The sequence below is a fragment of the Microbacterium sp. Z6_144 genome, from assembly GCF_057197625.1.
In genome coordinates this window covers 1,132,065-1,147,620 of the sequence record NZ_JBXVPT010000001.1, presented here as the reverse complement: position 1 = coordinate 1,147,620, position 15,556 = coordinate 1,132,065, and the positions used below count along the sequence as shown (strand labels likewise).

15 protein-coding genes are annotated in these 15,556 nt (G+C 68.7%); 5 read left to right on the top strand and 10 right to left on the bottom strand.

Features of this window, described 5'->3' with window-relative positions:
• Positions 1 to 129: 129 nt before the first annotated feature.
• Positions 130 to 2,694, bottom strand: a complete 2,565-nt coding sequence (locus AC2DGY_RS05600) for an ATP-dependent Clp protease ATP-binding subunit (protein ID WP_484508714.1) — start codon at positions 2,692 to 2,694, stop codon at positions 130 to 132.
• An 87-nt stretch (positions 2,695 to 2,781) separates the two neighbouring features.
• On the bottom strand, positions 2,782 to 3,654 hold the full coding sequence (locus AC2DGY_RS05595) for a hypothetical protein (RefSeq protein ID WP_484508713.1): 873 nt from the start codon (positions 3,652 to 3,654) through the stop codon (positions 2,782 to 2,784).
• 72 nt (positions 3,655 to 3,726) lie between these two features.
• Here AC2DGY_RS05595 and AC2DGY_RS05590 point away from each other — a divergent pair, with 72 nt between their 5' ends.
• Entirely contained in the window at positions 3,727 to 4,494 is a 768-nt protein-coding gene (locus AC2DGY_RS05590) for an EI24 domain-containing protein (RefSeq protein WP_484508712.1), read from the top strand.
• Here the strand turns inward: AC2DGY_RS05590 and nhaA are convergent.
• Positions 4,448 to 6,298 (bottom strand): Na+/H+ antiporter NhaA, encoded by a 1,851-nt coding sequence (nhaA, locus tag AC2DGY_RS05585; RefSeq protein WP_484508711.1) that lies wholly within the window; start codon positions 6,296 to 6,298, stop codon positions 4,448 to 4,450. The two genes, AC2DGY_RS05590 and nhaA, sit on opposite strands and share 47 nt — an antisense overlap.
• A 108-nt stretch (positions 6,299 to 6,406) precedes the next feature.
• Between nhaA and AC2DGY_RS05580 the strand changes: the two genes are divergently transcribed.
• Positions 6,407 to 6,565, top strand: coding sequence for a hypothetical protein (locus AC2DGY_RS05580; RefSeq protein ID WP_484508710.1), 159 nt, complete (start codon positions 6,407 to 6,409; stop codon positions 6,563 to 6,565).
• Positions 6,566 to 6,607: 42 nt separating this feature from the next.
• Here the strand turns inward: AC2DGY_RS05580 and AC2DGY_RS05575 are convergent, their stop codons facing one another.
• Positions 6,608 to 7,072 (bottom strand): DUF3817 domain-containing protein, encoded by a 465-nt coding sequence (locus AC2DGY_RS05575; RefSeq protein ID WP_484508709.1) that lies wholly within the window; start codon positions 7,070 to 7,072, stop codon positions 6,608 to 6,610.
• A gap of 94 nt (positions 7,073 to 7,166) precedes the next feature.
• Here AC2DGY_RS05575 and AC2DGY_RS05570 point away from each other — a divergent pair, with 94 nt between their 5' ends.
• Positions 7,167 to 8,282 carry a class I SAM-dependent methyltransferase gene (locus AC2DGY_RS05570; protein WP_484508708.1) on the top strand — a complete coding sequence of 372 codons (1,116 nt, stop codon included), beginning with the start codon at positions 7,167 to 7,169 and terminating at the stop codon, positions 8,280 to 8,282.
• A 23-nt stretch (positions 8,283 to 8,305) separates the two neighbouring features.
• On the opposite strand, the gene AC2DGY_RS05565 is transcribed toward AC2DGY_RS05570, so the two are convergent.
• The 5 genes from AC2DGY_RS05565 to nrdH form a co-directional block, all read right to left on the bottom strand.
• Positions 8,306 to 8,623, bottom strand: coding sequence for a hypothetical protein (locus tag AC2DGY_RS05565; RefSeq protein ID WP_484508707.1), 318 nt, complete (start codon positions 8,621 to 8,623; stop codon positions 8,306 to 8,308).
• Positions 8,624 to 8,777: 154 nt separating this feature from the next.
• The gene (nrdF, locus tag AC2DGY_RS05560; protein ID WP_484508706.1) at positions 8,778 to 9,755 is read right to left on the bottom strand and encodes a class 1b ribonucleoside-diphosphate reductase subunit beta; all 978 of its coding nucleotides are present in this window, start codon (positions 9,753 to 9,755) and stop codon (positions 8,778 to 8,780) included.
• 45 nt (positions 9,756 to 9,800) lie between these two features.
• Positions 9,801 to 11,900: a class 1b ribonucleoside-diphosphate reductase subunit alpha gene (nrdE, locus tag AC2DGY_RS05555; protein WP_484509975.1), complete on the bottom strand. Its 2,100-nt coding sequence runs from the start codon at positions 11,898 to 11,900 to the stop codon at positions 9,801 to 9,803.
• A 50-nt stretch (positions 11,901 to 11,950) separates the two neighbouring features.
• On the bottom strand, positions 11,951 to 12,418 hold the full coding sequence (gene nrdI, locus AC2DGY_RS05550) for a class Ib ribonucleoside-diphosphate reductase assembly flavoprotein NrdI (RefSeq protein ID WP_484508705.1): 468 nt from the start codon (positions 12,416 to 12,418) through the stop codon (positions 11,951 to 11,953).
• Positions 12,419 to 12,450: 32 nt separating this feature from the next.
• Positions 12,451 to 12,684 (bottom strand): glutaredoxin-like protein NrdH, encoded by a 234-nt coding sequence (gene nrdH, locus AC2DGY_RS05545; RefSeq protein ID WP_484508704.1) that lies wholly within the window; start codon positions 12,682 to 12,684, stop codon positions 12,451 to 12,453.
• A 393-nt stretch (positions 12,685 to 13,077) separates the two neighbouring features.
• Between nrdH and AC2DGY_RS05540 the strand changes: the two genes are divergently transcribed.
• The gene (locus AC2DGY_RS05540; RefSeq protein WP_484508703.1) at positions 13,078 to 14,283 is read left to right on the top strand and encodes an MFS transporter; all 1,206 of its coding nucleotides are present in this window, start codon (positions 13,078 to 13,080) and stop codon (positions 14,281 to 14,283) included.
• A 12-nt stretch (positions 14,284 to 14,295) separates the two neighbouring features.
• Here AC2DGY_RS05540 and AC2DGY_RS05535 read toward each other — a convergent pair whose 3' ends face one another.
• Positions 14,296 to 14,700, bottom strand: a complete 405-nt coding sequence (locus tag AC2DGY_RS05535) for a pilus assembly protein CpaE (RefSeq protein ID WP_484508702.1) — start codon at positions 14,698 to 14,700, stop codon at positions 14,296 to 14,298.
• Between the two features lie 80 nt (positions 14,701 to 14,780).
• On the opposite strand from AC2DGY_RS05535, the gene AC2DGY_RS05530 reads away from it, so the two are divergent.
• Positions 14,781 to 15,533, top strand: coding sequence for an alpha/beta fold hydrolase (locus AC2DGY_RS05530; protein ID WP_484508701.1), 753 nt, complete (start codon positions 14,781 to 14,783; stop codon positions 15,531 to 15,533).
• Positions 15,534 to 15,556 lie beyond the last annotated feature (23 nt).

The following is a 15,556-nucleotide window of genomic DNA, read 5'->3' as shown; positions in this document are numbered from 1 at the left end:
TAACCGATGAGCTCCGGCCCGAGGGATGCGGCCACCCCCAGCGATACCGTCATGCCCCAACTCTGCCACGACGCGACGAAGCCCCCGGGGGGTTACCCCGGGGGCTTCGTGTCGCTGAACGTGCAGCCGTTACGCGGCCTGGGCGAACGCGGGAGTCGATCGGACGGTGAGCTCGCCGCCGGCGGCATCCACCGTGACCGAACCCCCGTCCACGAGCGCGCCCGTGACGAACAGATCGGCGATCCGGTCATCCAGTTCGCGCTGCAGCAGGCGCCGCAGCGGCCGGGCACCGTACTCCGGCTCGTAGCCGTGCTCACCGAGCCAGTCCACGGCCGCCTCGGACACCTCGATGCTCACCTCGCGCTTGGCCAGGCGAGCCTCGGTCGCGCCGAGCATGAGACGCACGATCTGGCGCAGCTGCGGCTGGTCGAGCTTGCGGAACAGCACGATCTCGTCGATGCGGTTGAGGAATTCCGGACGCATCGCCTCGCGGAGCTTGCCCATGACACGGTCGCGCAGGTCCTTCTCCGAACCGAACCCGGTCGCGCCGCCGCCGTCCGCGATGAAGCCGATCGCTCCCGACCGCGACGCGAGGAACTCGCTGCCGAGGTTGGAGGTCATGACCACCACGGTGTTGCGGAAGTCGACCGTGCGGCCCTGGCCATCGGTGAGGCGCCCGTCGTCGAGAACCTGCAGCAGCAGGTTGAACACGTCGGGGTGGGCCTTCTCGATCTCGTCGAACAGGACGATCGAGTAGGGGTTGCGCCGCACGCGCTCGGTCAGCTGCCCGGCCTCGTCGTATCCGACGTATCCCGGAGGGGCACCGACCAGGCGCGAGACGGTGTGCCGCTCGCCGAACTCGCTCATGTCGAACCGGATGATCGCGGAGTCGTCGTCGAACAGCGACGCCGCCAGAGCCTTGGCCAGCTCCGTCTTGCCGACACCGGTGGGTCCGAGGAAGAGGAAGGATCCGACCGGGCGGCGTGCGTCGCCCATGCCCGTCCGGTTGCGCCGGACGGCCTTGGCGACCGCGGCGACGGCGTCGTCCTGGCCGATCACGCGTCCGTGGAGCTCCTCCTCGAGCGAGGCGAGGCGCTCGCGTTCGGACTCGGTGACCCGGTTCGCGGGGATCCCGGTGGCCCGGCTGATCACCGCGGCGATCTCAGGCTCGCCGACGACGGCCTCGCCCGAACCGGCCCCGGGGCCCGTCGAGCGGGTGGTGGCCGCATCGAGCTTGTCCTGCACCTTCGCGATCTCGTCGCGGATGCGGGATGCCTCTTCGTAGTGCTCACCGGACACGGCGGCGTTCTTGTCCGCCTCCAACGTCGCCAGACGCTCGAGGAGGGCCGACACGTCGACCTTCGAGCCCAGCCGCAGCCGCAGCCGCGCCCCGGCCTGGTCGATGAGGTCGATCGCCTTGTCGGGGAGCACTCGCTCGGTCAGGTACCGGTCGCTGAGTTCCACGGCGGCGCGGAGCGCGTCGTCGGTGTAGGTGACGCCGTGGTGCTCCTCGTACGCCGACCGCAGGCCGCGCAGGATCTCGACGGCGTCCTCGACCGAGGGCTCCCCCACCCGCACGGGCTGGAAGCGACGCTCGAGCGCCGGGTCCTTCTCGATCGTGCGGTACTCCTTGAGAGTGGTGGCCCCCACCAGGTGCAGGTCGCCCCGCGCCAGGCGCGGCTTCAGGATGTTGCCGGCGTCCATCGCTCCCTCGCCGCCGCCACCGGCGCCCACGACGGTGTGCACCTCGTCGACGAAGACGATGATCTCGCCCTTGCGGGCGGCGATCTCATCCATCGTCTGGGTGAGGCGCTCCTCGAAGTCGCCGCGGTAGCGGGTGCCGGCCAGCATGGCCGGCAGGTCGAGGGCGATGACGCGCTTGTCCAGCAACTGCTCGGGCACGTCCCCGGCCACGATCGCGGAGGCGAGGCCTTCGACGATCGCGGTCTTCCCGACGCCCGCCTCGCCGACGAGCACGGGGTTGTTCTTCGTGCGGCGGCTGAGGATCTCGATGGTCTGCTCGATCTCGTCGGCGCGACCGATCACGGGGTCGAGCTCCCCGGCGGCTGCCCGCGCGGTGAGGTCGGTACCGAACTTGTCGAGGTTCGGAGTCTCCGTCTGACCGGTGGCGGTCGCATCCGCGTCGCCGCTACCGCCGGCCGTCACGGTCTCCCGCATGCCCTGGGTGAGGGCCTCGGCGGTCACACCGGCCTGCGCCAGTACCTGACCGGCGGGAGCGTCCTGAGCCAGAACGAGTGCGAAGAACAGGTGCTCCGGGTCCACGTACGTGGAGCCGGCGGACCGCGCGACCTGGAAGGCGTGGAACAGCGCCCGCTGCACGGACGAGGTCACGACCGCACCGTCGACGTCGGCCTGGGCGGATGCGGCGGGCAGGCGCTCCTCGGTGGCTCGCGCGATGGCGTGCGGGTCGGCACCGATACGGGTGACGGCATCCCGTGCGGGGGCATCGTCGATGAGGACGCGGAGGAGGTGCAGCGCGTCGAGTTCGCGCTGACCGCGCGCGAGCGCGAACCGTCCCGCGCGCTGCAGCAGATCTTGGGTGCGGGCGCTGAGGAACCGGCTGAGGTCGATCGACCGTTCGGCACGCGCGCGCTCACCGGCGAGGTATCGCGCGAGGAACTCGTCGAACGAGCTCGCGCCTTCGCCGGCGTTCGGGGTGAAGTCTTCGGGCATTCCCGTCTCCTGTAGTACTTGAGTCGTGCGCTGGCAAGTTTGTAACTTGAGCGCGGTGATATCAAGTTCAACGCGGGAGCGCGGCCGCTATTCCCACGCCGGCGACAAAATCGCCGGGTCGGTCTCCGGCCACAGTTCGACCGTCTGCACCAGCCAGAAGACAGCGAACAGGAGCAGAGCGACGGCCTCCCCGACGAAGACCAGGGGCACGTCGCCGTCGAGAGGGCCGGTCCGGCCGAGGACGATCACGGCGGCGAGGAAGAGCAGGTCCGCGACGATGGCGGCGGCGATAGCGGCATACCCGATCCGCAGGAGACGGCGCCTCCGGTCGCCCCCCGCCGGACGGAGCGCCGCGATCGCCGCTACGGCCGCCACGATGGCGAAGAACCCCAGGGTGGCGGCAGAGTGCGCCCCCGCGAGGAAGGTCGCCGGAGAGAGGGCCCACCATGCGGCGCCGGCCTGCACGAGGATTCCGGCGGCGACGATGGTCGCCACCACGCCCGCCGTCAGCGTGCGCTGCAGCAGTCCGAGAGCCACCGCCCCGACCACTGCGACAGCGCCGACGATCGACAGGGTCAGCATCCCGGTGGTCACGTCGGCCAGGGCGGTCGGCGGCACGCACGACGCGCCCTCCGCGCAACCGGGGTCCACGCCCGGCACGCTGCCCGCGTGGATCGGAGTGGGAACGAGCGCGATGACCGGCGCGAGAACGGCGGCGAGGTCGAGGAGCGCCTGCTCGAGGCTGCGCCCCGACAAGGCCAGCAGCGCGAGCGACACGGCGCACAGGGCGCCGACGAACACGTTGCGGGCGGGCGTGTAGTAGGCGGAGCTCACCGACTCCAGCGGGCCGCCCAGGACCACCTGCACGCCCACGCCGACGCCGAGGAACACGACCAGGGCAACGAGGGACACGCGGACGTACCGGTAGGTGCGATGGGTCGACGTGGTTCGCACTTGCATCCCGCGTCCTCCTCCGACGAGGTCCATCCTGTCATCCGGCTCGGACGCGCGACCGTCTGGAAGACTGGCCTCATGCGGGAATTCGCCAGAGGAATCGGCACGTTGGCGCGCGGGTTCGGCATGTGGCGCCGCATCCCCGCCGCGATGGCCCTGGGCCTCGTGCCCGCCGTGGTCGTGGTGGTGCTCGTCGTCGCCGCGCTGGTCGCACTGGCATTCGCCCTGCCCGACATCGTCACGGCGATCACCCCGTTCGCCGACGGATGGCCGGAGTTCTGGGCCGGCGCCCTCAGGATCGCGGTGTCGCTCGCGACACTCGGCGGCGCGTTCTTCCTGGCCGCCGTGACCGTCACCGCCCTCACCCTGGCGGTGGGTGAGCCGTTCTACGACCGGATCTGGCGCGCCGTCGAGCGCGCCACGACCGGCACGGTGCCCGATGCCGCGTACGGATTCTGGCGGGCCGTGGGCGACGCCGCCGGCCTCCTCCTCCGAGGTCTCGGCGTCGCTCTGCTCGCGTGGCTCATCGGCCTCGTCCCCCTGGCGGGCGGTGTCGCCGGCACCCTCCTGGGTGTCACCCTGACCGGGTGGCTGCTCGCGGACGAGCTGACCTCGCGGGCGCTGACCGCGCGCGGCCTCGACCGGAGGGAGCGGCGGCGCCTGATGCGCCGCTCGCGACCGCGCGCGCTCGGTTTCGGCGTCGCCACGCAGGTGTGCTTCCTGATCCCGTTCGGGGCGATCGCCATCATGCCGGCCGCCGTGGCCGGGTCGACCCTGCTCGCGCAGGACCTGCTCGAACTCAGCGGTCCTTCGCCGCGGCAGGCGCTCCCGCCTGCAACGCACTGATCAGCGTCGCAGAATCGTACGGACCGACGTGTCGGCGCCCGTTGACGAAGAACGTCGGCGTGGAGTTGAGGTCCATGATCTCGGCATCGAGGCGGTCGTCCTGGATGTGGCGCAACACCCGCATCGAGGTGAAGTCGTTCGCGAAGGCGTCGGGATCGAGCCCGAGCATCTCGGCGTAGCGGAAGAGATCGTCGCGCTCCAGGTGATCCTGGTGCGTGAAGAGCTTGTTCACCATCTGACCGAACTGGCCCTGGTTCCCCGCGGCTTCGGCGGCCTGGGCGGCCTCTTGTGCATGCGGGTGCACGTGATCCAGCGGGAGGTGGCGCCACACCCAGCGCAGGTCGGCACCGAAGTGCTCGCGCACCGCGTCGACGGACCCGGTCGCTCGACTGCAGAATGGGCACTCGAAGTCCCCGTATTCGACGATCTCATACGGGGCGTCCATGGCGCCGAAGACGTGGTCGCGCGTGGGGTCGACGGGTCGGGCGAGCCTCAGCCCCACCGCCTGCGGGGGAACGACCCGGTCACCGATGGCGAGGATGGCCCAGCCGAGAAGGAACGCCAGGACGGATGCGGTGAGCACGGCGACGCGCGCGATGTCCTGGGCCTCGGGGTCGGTGATCGCGATCGGAACGAGGAAGAGCGAGATGGTGAAGCCGATCCCCGACAGCGCTGCGCCTCCGGCGATCCGGTGGAAGCTCAAACCTGGCGCGAGTTGCCCCTTCCCGACGACGCACGCGAGCCATGCGGCACCGAGTATGCCGACGAACTTTCCCACGACGAGGCCGGCGACGATGCCCCACGCCAGTGGTGACGCCGCCGCATCCCGGAGGGTCTCCCCCGTGATGTGCACACCGGCGTTCGCGAGGGCGAAGATCGGCAGCACGCCGTAGTTGATGTAGGGACGCCATGCGTCCTGGGCTCGGTCGTTGATCGAGATCGAGTCTCGAAGGCTCCGGGAGATCGCCGCGGCGTACCGGGGATTCGGCGATTCGCGGAAGGCCCGCGCCTCCTCGGCGGCGCGCTCCACATCGCCGCGGCGCGGCGAGAAGACCGGGATGAGCAGGGCCACGGCCACCCCGGCGAGAGTGGGGTGGATCCCGGCCATGTAGATCTCGACCCACAACGCCGCACCGAGCACCGCGTACGCGAAGCCCCGGATCGGGGCGGGAAGGAAACGCACCAGCGCGAGAAGGCCGATGAGCGCGAGGGAGATGACGAAGGGCCACAGGTCCAGGCCGTTGTTGTAGAAGAGCCCGATCGCGAGCAGCGCTCCGATGTCATCCACCACGGCGAGGGTGAGGAGGAAGGTCCGCAGTCGCGCGGAGAACCTCGGACCGATGATGGCAAGTGCCCCGACGAGGAATGCGGTGTCCGTGGAGATCACCACTCCCCACGCGTTCATGTGGCCGCTGCCGAGGTTGATGAGGACGAAGATCAGCGCCGGGATGATCAGGCCGGCGATGGCCCCCGCGATCGGCACCATCGCGCGTGAACGATCGGTCAGCTCACCGATGGTGAACTCGCGTTTGACCTCGAGCCCCACGAGGAAGAAGAACAAGGTCATGATGCCCTCGTTCACGAGGGCATGCAGCGTGAACGTCACCGACGCGTCTCCGGCGCCGAGGGTGAGGGGGAGCTCCCACACGTCGTGGTAGGAGTCGCCTGGCAGGTTGGCCCACACCATGGCGATCACCACGCCGGCGAGCATGAGCGCAGCCGAAAGGCGGTCTCCCTGCAGAGCCCTCTTCTTCTGTCGCCCGTGAACCTGATCACTGGGCCGTGGTCGCTGGACGGTTGTCACGTTTTTCGTCCTGTCTTCGTCCGCTGTGCGATGCGTCAGGGTCAAGCCCTCCGCGGCGATGGAACATTGTGGGCCGCTCGGCACGGTAACCTGTGACCGGGAGGTTCCATGTACGTTATCGCGCTTGTCCTGTTCCTCGGTGGAGTCTTCCTCGTGGGCATCTCCTTCTCGCTTGCCCCGATCCAGCCGCTGGTCTTCATCCTCGGCATCCTGTGCGTGTCGGCGGCGCTGGCGCTCCCGGTTCACCTCAGCAACCGCCGCACCTGACCTTTCCGGTCTCAGGGCCCGACGCGCCGCGGATCGCCGCGCTCAGTGGCGCCCGCCGGGCGGGCCGATGACGAGCAGCGCGACGTAGAGCGCCACGATCCCGACGACGAGGATCAGCGCGAGGGCCCACGGCCGGCGGAGGAAGAACCGCAGCATCCGATCCAGCGGCCTGCCGTCGCGGGGATCCGCGGTCTCCTCGCGACGCCACTCCCCTGCCAGCAGGCCGGCGCGGTGCAGCCAGATCTCGACCGGGACGGTGGCGTACGGGACGACGGCGCTGACGACGGCGACGACCGTCGGTGCCGCCCGCCAGCGCTGGTTCAGCGCCACGAGGATCGCGGTGGCGCCGTAGGAGAGGAAGACGAACCCGTGGATCGCGCCGCCGATCGTCACCGCGATGGGGAGGTCCCAGGCCGCGCGGACCACCAGCGCCGCGATGAGGATCGTCCACGAGATCGCCTCCGCGATCGCCAGCGTGCGGAACAACGTCAGGGGCGTACGGAACACGGGTCTCCTCGTCGGGTCGGGGATGCTTCAGCCTACGAACCTTCGCTGGGGGCTGCCGGCTCATCCTCACCGCCCCGGCGGGTAACGTGATGCGGTGGACTTCTCCCTCGACGCCCTCCAGCACGCCGGACCCCGCCAGGGGCCGCCGGCCCACGACGCCGCCGACCGGCTGCTGCTGGATGAATCCCTCGGCGCTCGCGGCACGGTCGCCCCGCACGAGGTGGTGGTGATCGGAGACACCGCCGGCGCCCTCGCCCTCTCCGTCGCTTCGGAGAGCCCGGCGGCTGCCTCCCCCGTGCGCGTGCATCAGGACGCCCTGTCGGACGAGCGCGCCCTCGCAGCCAACGCGCGCACGTTCGGCCTCGAAGGCGTCGTCCGCTCGCTGCCCCTGGATGCCGATCTCGTCCGCAGGGCACGCGTCGTGCTGCTCCGCCTGCCCCGCTCGCTGGACGCACTCCGCGACATCAGCGGGCTCGTCGCCGCGTACGCCGCACCCGACGTCGCCGTGTTCGCCGGCGGACGGATCAAGCACATGAGCCTGGCGATGAACGACGTCCTTCGGGAGCACTTCGCCACCCTCGACGTCACGCACGCGCGGCAGAAGTCCCGCGTGCTGGTCGCCCGCGGCCCGCGCAACGGACGGGATCCGGTGCCCGCGCGGACCGTGCAGGACGGCGTGACCGTCTGCGCGTTCGGCGGCGTCTTCGCCGGCGCCGGGCTCGACATCGGGACACGGCTGCTGCTCGAGCATCTTCCCGCGCCGCGCCTGGACCCCCACGATCCGTTCATCGACTTCGCGTGCGGAAGCGGGGTCGTGGGGGCGATGATGGCGGTGCGGCATCCGGGGCTCCACGTCTACGCATCGGACGAATCCGCCGCCGCCGTCGCATCCGCTCGCCAGACCGCTGCCGCCAACGGCCTGACCGACCGGATGACGGTGGTGCGCGACGACCGCCTTTCCCTGCTCCCCGACGCCGGCGCATCCCTCATCGCGCTGAATCCGCCGTTCCACCGTGGCGCGGCCATCGACGAGGGCATCGCGCCGTACCTGTTCGCCGACGCCGGCAGGGTGCTCCGCCCGGGGGGCGAACTGTGGACGGTGTGGAACTCGGCGCTGCAGTACCGCCCGGTGCTGAATCGCCTGGTCGGCCCGACCCGCCAGATCGCGCGGAGCCCGAAGTTCACCGTCACGGCGTCGGTCAAGCGCTGAGCGCGGCGTCCGGCGCCATCGATTCAGCCCACCACGTCGAAGTGCTCGACCGTGCGCTCCCGGTCGACGAGGAACGCGTCGTCCTCCGGATAGAACACCGCGACGGAGATGTCCGCGCCCGCGAAGGCCACGATGTCATCCCGGCATCGCCAGAGCGACAGCGTCCGCACTTCGGTACGCCCGTCGCCGAGGTCACGCATCACCGCCCACGCGCCTCGGTTACCGGGGGTGGCGCGGTACTCCCGCATCCCGGTGTCGGCCAGATAGCGCCTGTACGCCTCGCGGTTGGCCGTGCGGATCCAGCCGGTCCAGCTGCGGAGCACCGTTGCGTCAGCATCCATGCGCCGCAGTCTCCCACGTCAGGGTTCGCGCCGTGCGTCCGGCGCCTCTGGGCTGCGCGTCGTGCGCGCTGTCGGAGGAAACGACGAAGGTCGGAGGATCCGCGGGGATTCCTCCGACCTTCGTGCGTTCATCCGACGCCGCGGATGCGGAACTCTAGAAGTCCCAGTCGTCGTCTTCGGTGGCCTCGGCCTTGCCGATGACGTAGGACGAACCCGACCCACTGAAGAAGTCATGATTCTCGTCGGCGTTCGGCGAGAGCGCCGACAGGATGGCCGGGTTCACGTTCGTCACGCTGGCCGGGAACATGGCCTCGTACCCGAGGTTCATCAGCGCCTTGTTGGCGTTGTAGTGCAGGAACTTCTTGACGTCCTCGGTCAGGCCGACACCGTCGTAGAGGTCCTGCGTGTACTGCACCTCGTTGTCGTAGAGCTCGTACATCAGCGAGAAGGCGTAGTCCTTGATGTCGGCCCGCTCCGCCTCGGAGACCCGCTCGAGGCCCCTCTGGAACTTGTAGCCGATGTAGTAGCCGTGCACGGCCTCGTCACGGATGATGAGGCGGATGAGGTCGGCGGTGTTGGTGAGCTTGGCGCGGCTGGACCAGTGCATCGGCAGGTAGAAGCCCGAGTAGAACAGGAACGACTCCAGCAGCGTGGAGGCGACCTTGCGCTTCAGGGGCGAGTCGCCACGGTAGTACTCCATGACGATCTGCGCCTTCTTCTGCAGATTCGGGTTCTCCACCGACCAACGGAAGGCCTCGTCGATCTCCTTCGTCGAGCACAGGGTCGAGAAGATCGACGAGTAGCTCTTCGCGTGCACCGACTCCATGAACGCGATGTTGGTGTACACCGCCTCCTCGTGCGGGGTGATCGCGTCGGGGATGAGCGAGACGGCGCCCACCGTGCCCTGGATGGTGTCCAGGAGCGTGAGGCCGGTGAACACGCGCATCGTCAGCAGCTGCTCATCGGGCGTGAGCGTGTTCCACGACTGGATGTCGTTGGAGAGGGGGATCTTCTCCGGCAGCCAGAAGTTGTTCACGAGGCGGTTCCACACCTCGACGTCTTTATCGTCCTGGATGCGGTTCCAGTTGATCGCCTCGACATGCGAGAGCAGCTTGAGCGGTTCGGGTGTCATTCCATCAATCCTTAGTCGGTCCCTGAGCCTGTCGATGGACAAGCGTCACAGCGTGCAGCTGACGCACTCGCTCATGTCGGTGCCCTCGAGCGCCATCTGACGCAGGCGGATGTAGTAGATCGTCTTGATGCCCTTGCGCCAGGCGTAGATCTGAGCCTTGTTGATGTCGCGCGTGGTCGCGGTGTCCTTGAAGAACAGCGTGAGCGACAGGCCCTGGTCCACATGCTGCGTGGCGGCGGCGTACGTGTCGATGACCTTCTCGTAACCGATCTCGTACGCGTCCTGGTAGTACTCCAGGTTGTCGTTGGTCATGAACGCCGCCGGGTAGTAGACGCGCCCGAGCTTGCCCTCCTTGCGGATCTCGACCTTCGCCGCGATGGGGTGGATCGAGCTCGTGGAGTTGTTGATGTAGGAGATCGACCCGGTCGGGGGCACCGCCTGCAGGTTCTGGTTGTAGATGCCCGACTGCTGGATCGAGGCCTTGAGCTCGCGCCAGTCGTCCTGCGTGGGGATGTGGTGTCCCGCGAACATGCTCTTGACCTTGTCGGTCGCCGGCTCCCACACCTGCTCGATGTACTTGTCGAAGAACTCCCCCGATGCGTAGGTCGAGTCCGCGAACCCGTCGAAGGCCTGGCCGCGCTCGATGGCGAGCTTGTTCGAGGCGCGCAGCGCGTGGAACAGCACCGTGTAGAAGTAGATGTTCGTGAAGTCGACACCCTCCTCCGAGCCGTAGTACACGTGCTCACGGGCGAGGTAGCCGTGCAGGTTCATCTGGCCGAGACCGATCGCGTGCGTGCGGTCGTTGCCCTCCTCGATCGAGCGCACCGAGCGGATGTGGCTCTGGTCGCTGACGGCGGTGAGCGCGCGGATGCTGGTCTCCACCGTCCGCGCGAGGTTTCCGCCGTCCATCGCCAGCGCGATGTTGAGCGAACCGAGGTTGCACGAGATGTCCTTGCCGATCTGGTCGTAGGACAGGTCTTCGTTGAGCGTCGTCGGGGTGTTCACCTGCAGGATCTCGCTGCAGAGGTTCGACATGTTGATCCGGCCCTTGATCGGGTTGGCCGCGTTCACCGTGTCTTCGAACATGATGTACGGGTAGCCCGACTCGAACTGGATCTCGGCGAGGGTCTGGAAGAACTCACGCGCGTTGATCTTGGTCTTCTTGATGCGGGGGTCATCGACCATCTCGCGGTACTTCTCGGTGACGGAGATGTCGCCGAAGGGCAGGCCGTACACGCGCTCGACGTCGTACGGCGAGAACAGGTACATGTCCTCATCGTTCTTGGCGAGCTCGAACGTGATGTCGGGGACGACGACGCCGAGGGAGAGGGTCTTGATGCGGATCTTCTCGTCGGCGTTCTCCCGCTTGGTGTCGAGGAAGCGCAGGATGTCGGGGTGGTGAGCCGAGAGGTACACCGCGCCGGCGCCCTGGCGTGCGCCGAGCTGGTTGGCGTAGCTGAAGCTGTCTTCGAGGAGCTTCATGACCGGGATGATGCCGCTGGACTGGTTCTCGATCTGCTTGATCGGGGCGCCCGCCTCGCGGATGTTCGACAGCAGCAGCGCCACGCCGCCGCCGCGCTTGGACAGCTGCAGCGACGAGTTGATGCCGCGCGAGATCGACTCCATGTTGTCTTCGATGCGCAGCAGGAAGCACGACACGAGTTCGCCGCGCTGGGCCTTGCCCGCGTTGAGGAACGTGGGCGTCGCCGGCTGGAAGCGGCCGGAGAGGATCTCGTCGACGATCTCGGTGGCCAGGCGCTCGTCACCGTCGGCGAGGGCGAGGCCCGTCATCACGACGCGGTCTTCGAAGCGCTCGAGGTACCGCTTGCCGTCGAAGGTCTTCAGCGTGTAGCTCGTGTAGTACTTGAACGCGCCGAGGAACGTCTCGAAGCGGAACTTCTTGCCGTAGGCGAAGTCGTTGAGCCCCTGGATGAAGTCGAACGAGTACTTCTCGAGCACGGCCGGCTCGTAGTACTCCTTCTCCACGAGGTAGTCCAGGCGCTCCTTGAGCGAGTGGAAGAACACCGTGTTCTGGTTCACGTGCTGGAGGAAGTACTCCCGCGCGGCGCGCTTGTCGGCGTCGAACTGGATCTTGCCGTTCTCGTCGTACAGGTTGAGCATCGCGTTGAGGGCGTGGTAGTCCATGCCGTCGAACCGCAGGTCTGCCTTGAAGTCATTCGCGGTCAATGCCGCCTCTAGTGCTGTTGATTCCACCATCGTTCCAATCCTTCGCTGACGCGAGTGACGTCATCGGGTGTGCCGAACACTTCGAGCTTGTACAAGTGCGGCACGGAGCACTTGCGGCTGATGATTTCGCCGGCGAGACCGAAGTGCTCGCCGAAGTTCGTGTTGCCCGCGGAGATGACTCCGCGGATGAGGCTGCGGTTGCCGGTGTCGTTGAGGAACCGGATGACCTGCTTGGGCACGGCGCCCTTCTCGACGCCGCGCCCGGCGCCCCCGCCATAGGTGGGGGTCACCAGGACGTACGGTTCGTCGACGATGAGGGGGGCTTCGCTCGCCCGGACCGGGATCCGCACCGCACGCATCCCGAGCTTCTCGATGAAACGTGCGGTGTTGCCCGACACGCTCGAGAAGTAGACCAGGAGCGGAGCGTCGTCCCGCTTCGCTTGCTCAGTCACCGAAGCGTTGGCGGTCAGCGACATTGTTCCGGCCGGTAGCCGAGCGCCCTCGAAGCTCAGGCCAGGCGTGAGGCGAGTGCGTCGATCTTGTCGGGACGGAAGCCCGACCAGTGGTCCTCGTCCGTGACGACGACGGGGGCCTGCAGGTAGCCCAGCGCCTTGACGTGCTCGAGGGCGTCGGCGTCCTGGGAGACGTCGTGGACCTCGTACTCGATGCCCTTCGAATCCAGCGCGCGGTAGGTCGCCGTGCACTGCACGCACGAAGGCTTGGTGTACACCGTGATAGCCATGATTACCCGTTTCTTCCCTCAAGGTCCTGATTTTCCGGAACGATCCTGTGCCGGGAGCTCAATACTACATATGGGTGCCGCCATTGGAAGTCACCACAAGGGCTAGTAGTTACATTCGTGTGATTCTCCACCGCTCTCCCCAGATACAACACATGTTGTCCACCGTTTCATCCACAGGCAGACGGATATCCGCAAGCTCGGAAAAGCCCTGAATCACGCCCATCTGGCCGACCCTCGCCCGATCCATCCACAGCCGACACGGTATGCCGGACCTCCGACACGCGCTCCCCTGTGGAATGCGCCCCACCGGCGTGTCGGGCGTGTCGTGTCGCCGCCGGCCACGACGCGTGACCGTGTCGCCCGGAGGCGGCCGAGTGGCTACCGTGGGATGTCGTGGCGGGTTACCGGGATCTTCTGCAGACGCGCGGCGTCGCGCGGATCATCGTCGCCCAGCTGGCCGCGCGATTCCCCAACGGGATGACGAGTCTGGCGGTGCTGCTGCACATCGAGCAGGTCACCGGATCGTACGGCGCCGCCGGTCTCGTCCTGGCGGCCACCTCGATCGGTCAGGCCGTGGCCGGCCCCGTCACCAGCAGGTGGATGGGGCGATGGGGGATGCGGCCCGTCCTCACCCTCACGCTCGTCGTGTGCGCCGCATCCATCGCCCTCCTCGCGCTGGTGCGCATGCCCGTGCCCGGCTACATGGCCCTCGGCCTGATCGCGGGCCTGTCGACCCCGCCCGTGCAGTCGGCCGTGCGCACCATCTACCCCAAGATGGTGACGTCTCGCCAGCTCACCCCGTTGTTCTCCCTCGACGCGTCGCTGCAGGAGATCATCTGGATCATCGCGCCGGTGGTCATCACGTTCGTCGCCACCCAGATCGGCACCGTCGAGGCGCTGTGGCTGATCGTGGCGATCCTGATCCTCGGCGGGGCGTGGTTCATCCTGTCGCCGGAGGTCGGGCGCGTTCGCATCCCGCGCAGCCGCCGGAGCTTCGGCAAGGTGCTCGCCAAGCCGCCCGTGCTGCTGGCCACCGTCAGCGGCTTCCTCCTGATCGCCGCGTGCTCAGCCGTCGAGGTCGGGGTGGTGGCGACCTTCGGTCACGGCGGCGCGGAGGCGGGGCTGGTGCTCGCGGTGTTCTCGGTCGGAAGTCTCGCCGGCGGCCTGTCGTTGGGCCATATCCCGATCGGCCCGTGGGCGATGGCGCGCCGCCTCGCCATCGTCGCCGGGGGCCTGGTCCTGGCGATCTTCGCACTGGACGTGTGGTGGCTGGGCGGCACGCTCCTGCTCGCCGGCATCGGAATCGCCCCCGCCCTCGCCGTGATCTTCGCCATCACGTCCGCGAGCGTGCGGTTCAGCGAGACCGCCGAGGCCTACGGATGGATCGGCACCGGGCAGCTCATCGGCGCGGCAGCAGGGTCGGCGGCGGCCGGGTTCCTCATCGACGGCGTCGGGGCGCAGGGCGCCTACGTGGCCGCCGCCGCCTTCGCCCTGGTGGGGACGGGCGTCGCGGCCGCGTGCGTCCGCGGCTTCCCCGACCTCCGCCATCGCGATGCGAGCCCGATCCCCGACACCGAGCCCGTCCACACGATCACGTAGGACGGCCGGCCCTCACGCGATGCGGGCCAGCAGCGACATCACGGCGAGCGCGTAGGCGTCGGCGGGCTCGGGATGCTGGAAAGTGCGTCGCTCGCCGGCGACGACGACCTCCACCTCGTAGGTGTCGGTCATCCGGCGGAGCGCCCGGAACGCCGTCCGGAGCATCTCCCGCAGCTGATCCTCGGAGGGAAGCCACAGCGCCTCCTCCAGCGCGACGGAATCCAGCGCCCACTCGGTGGTGCCGTTGAAGGCGAGGATGGTGCCGGTCGGGTAGGTGCGCGCCTCGATCGTCATGTCGCTGACGGTGAAGACGTCGGCCTCGAACTCGGGCTCGTCGAGCTGGAAGCGATCTCCCGACCGCGGCTTCCAGACGAGCCCCGCTTCCCGCAGCGCACGGGCGGCCTCTGTCGAGATCATCCCTCCATTGTGGGGGTACGCGGCGGAACGGGGGCCGTGCGGCGGGACGGGGGCCGTGCGGCCGTCAATAGCATGGGGGCATGCCCTCCCCCGTGATCCTTCCGCGCCTCACCTGGGGCGACCCCGCCGCGAGCCACCGCGCCCTCCTCGTCCACGGCCTCGGATCCAATGGCGCCTTGATGTGGCGCTACGGCGTGGCCCTGGCCGATGCGGGGTGGCGAGCGGATGCGGTCGACCTGCGCGGGCACGGCTCGGCCCCCCGCGCCCTGGACTACACGATCCCGGCGTATGCCGCCGACCTCGCCGTGATCCGCGCCGACGGCGGTACGTGGGACCTCGTGATCGCGCATTCGCTCGGCGGCGCCGCATCCACCGTGGTCGCCGCCGACGATCCGGAGTGGACGCGGCGGCTCGTGCTCATCGACCCCGCGATCCATCTCGCCGCGCGCGACCGCGAGGTCGTGCGCTCGAGCCAGCAGCGCGCATTCGCCGACACCTCCCTCGCGGCGGTGCGGGCGGAGCATCCCGCCTGGCACCCGCAGGACATCGAGCTGAAGGCGCTCTCGGCGCAGCAGGCGAGCGCGTGGGCGGTGGAGCAGACGAGTGTGCAGAATCCGGCGTGGGACGTGCGGCCGGCCGCCGCGCGCCTCACCGTCCCGACGCACATCATCGGTTCCGACCCGGAGGTGTACTCCATCTTCACCGGCGCCCTGGCCGAGGAGGTGCTGGAGAACACGGTCGTGTCGATGTCGATCGTCCCCGGCGCCGGGCACTCCCCGCACCGCGACAAGCCCGAGGACACCGTCGCCGCCCTGTTCGCCGCCCTCGACTGATCCGCGGCGCGAGCACCCCTCCG

What these genes read in the sequence shown, in the direction of transcription:
- nrdF (WP_484508706.1), bottom strand. Translation starts at nt 9,755, where the DNA reads ATGACACCCGAACCGCTCAAGCTGCTCTCGCATGTCGAGGCGATCAAC.
- nrdH (WP_484508704.1), bottom strand. Translation starts at nt 12,684, where the DNA reads ATGGCTATCACGGTGTACACCAAGCCTTCGTGCGTGCAGTGCACGGCG.
- nrdE (WP_484509975.1), bottom strand. Translation starts at nt 11,900, where the DNA reads ATGGACTACCACGCCCTCAACGCGATGCTCAACCTGTACGACGAGAAC.
- AC2DGY_RS05595 (WP_484508713.1), bottom strand. Translation starts at nt 3,654, where the DNA reads ATGCAAGTGCGAACCACGTCGACCCATCGCACCTACCGGTACGTCCGC.
- nrdI (WP_484508705.1), bottom strand. Translation starts at nt 12,418, where the DNA reads ATGTCGCTGACCGCCAACGCTTCGGTGACTGAGCAAGCGAAGCGGGAC.
- AC2DGY_RS05565 (WP_484508707.1), bottom strand. Translation starts at nt 8,623, where the DNA reads ATGGATGCTGACGCAACGGTGCTCCGCAGCTGGACCGGCTGGATCCGC.
- AC2DGY_RS05530 (WP_484508701.1), top strand. Translation starts at nt 14,781, where the DNA reads ATGCCCTCCCCCGTGATCCTTCCGCGCCTCACCTGGGGCGACCCCGCC.
- AC2DGY_RS05600 (WP_484508714.1), bottom strand. Translation starts at nt 2,694, where the DNA reads ATGCCCGAAGACTTCACCCCGAACGCCGGCGAAGGCGCGAGCTCGTTC.
- AC2DGY_RS05590 (WP_484508712.1), top strand. Translation starts at nt 3,727, where the DNA reads ATGCGGGAATTCGCCAGAGGAATCGGCACGTTGGCGCGCGGGTTCGGC.
- AC2DGY_RS05580 (WP_484508710.1), top strand. Translation starts at nt 6,407, where the DNA reads ATGTACGTTATCGCGCTTGTCCTGTTCCTCGGTGGAGTCTTCCTCGTG.
- AC2DGY_RS05535 (WP_484508702.1), bottom strand. Translation starts at nt 14,700, where the DNA reads ATGATCTCGACAGAGGCCGCCCGTGCGCTGCGGGAAGCGGGGCTCGTC.